This is a genomic window from Vibrio sp. 10N.222.48.A3, assembly GCF_041475345.1.
In the GTDB taxonomy this organism is placed as follows: domain Bacteria; phylum Pseudomonadota; class Gammaproteobacteria; order Enterobacterales; family Vibrionaceae; genus Vibrio; species Vibrio tasmaniensis_A.
Genome location: NZ_JBFRVX010000324.1, coordinates 1 through 3,248, shown reverse-complemented (window position 1 = coordinate 3,248; position 3,248 = coordinate 1). Strand labels below are relative to the sequence as shown.

Genomic DNA, 3,248 nt, shown 5'->3' with positions numbered 1-3,248 from the left:
AGCTGGCACTCGTGAAAGGTACGGGCTTCCTGAATACAACAATCATAATGCGCTTGCTGATGCAGTATCAACTGCGGAATTGTTTTTAGCTCAGCAGAAGCGAGTTGTGCCTAACGATGAAGTGACCGTTGCATTTCTCTATCGGATCAGTCACTAGGGTGAGGGGCGTTAAGTACTCGGCTCTTATTTGAATGATTTGAAAGAAGAAAAGCCAGCGATTAAGCTGGCTTTTTTTTAGGTCTTAGAAAATTAGGACAGTAATTATCTTAGATTATTTATATAGCTATCGATTAGAAGCTGTAAGTTAGACCAACACGGCTACGTAGCTCACGAGTCGCTTTAGTCGATGAAGTACTCACATCACCAAACTCTACATATGGTGCCCATTGACCCATCATGTGGCGAATACTTGCGTTCAACTCGTAGTTGGTATCGTCGTTGTCGTAGATGTCATATCCATCCGCTTTGTAGTAGTTACCCTCTAAACCAAAGCGCCAGTTTTCCATTGAGTAGTTAACGTTTGCCGTTAGACGGTGGCGGCGTTGGTTTTCAATGTTTTTCTCAACACCGACAATGTCACCATTACCGTCGAGCTCGTACTCAGTCGTGCTAGTATTTTGTCTCATATCGTAACGGTAACGAGCACTTAGGCTTAGGCCATCAACGCTATCCACTTTGTATGTTGCACGAACTTGAGGTTTGTACGTAACACCAGATTCGCGACCTTCAATTGGCATACCGTAAGTCATTGTCCAGTTATCGTTTAGTACATGACGGTAATTTAGACCAAGCTCCCAACCGTTATTCTTCAAATCTTCCATGAATTTACCGTCTTCTCCCTTGAATTTCGCTTCGATATCTACAAGGAAGTTGCCAATGCTATCGCCCAGTTTTACACGAGTAGCGTGTTGATCTGTATGACTCTTGTATTCGTGTCTCATATCGAAAGACGCCGCAGATACAGAGCCAGCAGCGAGTACAGATGCCACAGCAATCACGATTTTAGTTTTATTCATGGTATTAATTCCATATTTATAGGTTGAGTATTGGCCATAATTACAAGCCAAATAGAGTAGTTCTTGTCTTCAATGCATTTTGTTATTGAAATTATTTCTTGGTTATTTCAAATTTGTTTTGCATTTAAATAATACAAATATGCTAACGATTTGAAGGCGTATAATCTGTGAATTTGATCGTGTTGTTGGGACAAAACCACTATTTACAAAGGGTTACAAAGTTGAGTTACTCTGGTAAGTTGATGATTATTAGTGGTTTATTTGGCTGTTGATGATGATTTTGAAGAGTTTTGTTCGTCAATAAATGTGCGCTACAGCAAAAAATTGAACCTTTAGATATCATTTTTATTTGTAATACATTATTATTTACTAACTTTCTGTAGCAACACATAACTTTGCTGTGTTGATTACATGCACTGACAGTGTGAAGCCGAATAAGTAAGAACGGTCTTGAAGCTAAATGGATTAAATCCACCGCTTTAAGAACATGAGGCATTTACTTGAGGTGATTTAAAGCTCAATCAGAGAAGGTTTGAAATGTAGTAGGCAAGGCAGTGACATAGCCTGCTATATAGATATGAACTTGATAGGAATGAACAGGGTTCGAATGGTTACCCGTTGTTCTTATTAGCGACAAAGAAGAAATCGTTGAAGTGCTTGCGAAAGCATTTTGATTATTGCTCCCAACTATTCTAATTATAACTTCTGCTTTCGTTTAGAAAGGTAGGAGACGGTAGTCGAAGATCTACCCTTGCGCTCATGTTGATACAGGCAACATGAGCGTTTTTTTATCTGAAATTTGAGTAGAGAATAGTTTGATAAGCAAAAACGTGTAAGCTGCGGCTTAAGAGCTAAGCTTTTAGGTTGATGACAGCGCGTTCAAGTGAGTCTGTTTGTTCTACTACTGAAGTTGCAGAAGCGGCGTTTTTTGAAGCGCTCGTTACATTCGTCAGTGTCAACTGTTTAATGGCATCTACGTTTTCGATGATCTCTGACGTCACTTCACTTTGCTCCTTCATAGCATTGGAGACTTCTAAACTGTTATTTAGAATGGTTTCCATGTCTGCGATAACCGATGTGATTCTTGAATGTGCCTTCTCACAAGAGTCGACACTGCTGTTACCTTTTTCACAACAATTTTGAATCGTGTTAACCACCATTTGGGTTTGATCTTGAACCCCTTGAATAATGGTTGAGATCTCTTCGGTTGAAAGCTGTGTTCTGCCAGCCAAGGTTCTCACTTCATCGGCGACGACCGCAAAACCACGACCTTGCTCTCCAGCGCGCGCTGCTTCAATAGCGGCGTTCAAAGCGAGTAGGTTGGTTTGTTCAGCAATGTCTTTAATCACTTCTAGTACGGTATTGATCTTTTCTGAGTGCACAGAAAGGCGATTCACTTCTTCACTCGCACTCACTAAGTCAGTTGAAAGCGTATTGATTGTGTCTCTGGTGAAGGCCACATCGTTCAGGCCATCATTTGCCGTGGAGAAGCTGGTTTGTGCATTTGCTGATGCATTTTCACTATTGGTCGCAACACTTTGGATATTGCTGCCCATTTGATTTATCGCGGTCGCAATATTTTCTGTTTGTCGTTGCTGCTTGTTTAAAGCGCTTTCCACTTTTATGCCGTCGTGTTGCAACTGGTTCGAAATGTTGCCGAGCTCTTGGATCGACCCTTGTACTTGACCAACAAGTTGACGAATATCTTCTAATACGGTGTTAAATGACTTGGCAATATCCGCAATTTCATCTGAACCGCTGTCTTCCGCTTTAACGGTAAAGTCACGTTGTTGGGATACGTGCAACATGGTTGCGTTTAACGAGGCTATCTTCTTAGCGACACGCGATGAGATCCCAAAGGACAGTACGATCAGTAATCCAGTGACGGCGATTACGGAACTCACAATAAACGTAGTGATGGTTTGTTGAATCGATTCGACCTGTTGTTCTAAACGACCTTCAACGCCGGTAAATATCGAGATGATATCTTCAAACAGCATTTTCATTTCTGATTTCAGTTCGCTGACCTTTGCTGGGTTGCGTTCTATCGCGTCTACCATCAAGGAAAAATCTTTGTCGTATTGTTTTACTTCTCGATTCAGTTTGTCTAACTCTGGTACAGCAATGTCTGACTCTTCAAGTAAAACAGAGAAGCTATTCATCAACTGTTGGAAGTGTGAATACTCTTTGGCGAATTCAGGCTTGAGGGCTTTGTCGTGACTGATCAGAAAC

The 3,248-nt window shown here is 41.2% G+C and carries 2 protein-coding genes and 1 pseudogene; 1 reads left to right on the top strand and 2 read right to left on the bottom strand.

All coding sequences use genetic code 11. The annotated features are described in order from the left end of the window. Positions 1-157, top strand: a pseudogene (locus AB4653_RS10335) (3'-5' exonuclease); the annotation flags it as partial. Between the two features lie 133 nt (positions 158-290). Here the strand turns inward: AB4653_RS10335 and AB4653_RS10330 are convergent. Together AB4653_RS10330 and AB4653_RS10325 are read right to left on the bottom strand one after the other, a co-directional pair. Beyond that, entirely contained in the window at positions 291-1,016 is a 726-nt protein-coding gene (locus tag AB4653_RS10330) for an oligogalacturonate-specific porin KdgM family protein (RefSeq protein ID WP_017082728.1), read from the bottom strand. 851 nt (positions 1,017-1,867) lie between these two features. Continuing rightward, positions 1,868-3,248 (bottom strand): methyl-accepting chemotaxis protein (locus AB4653_RS10325; protein ID WP_372104074.1); only part of this gene is annotated, 1,381 nt, incomplete at its 5' end.

What these genes read in the sequence shown, in the direction of transcription:
- AB4653_RS10330 (WP_017082728.1), bottom strand. Translation starts at nt 1,016, where the DNA reads ATGAATAAAACTAAAATCGTGATTGCTGTGGCATCTGTACTCGCTGCT.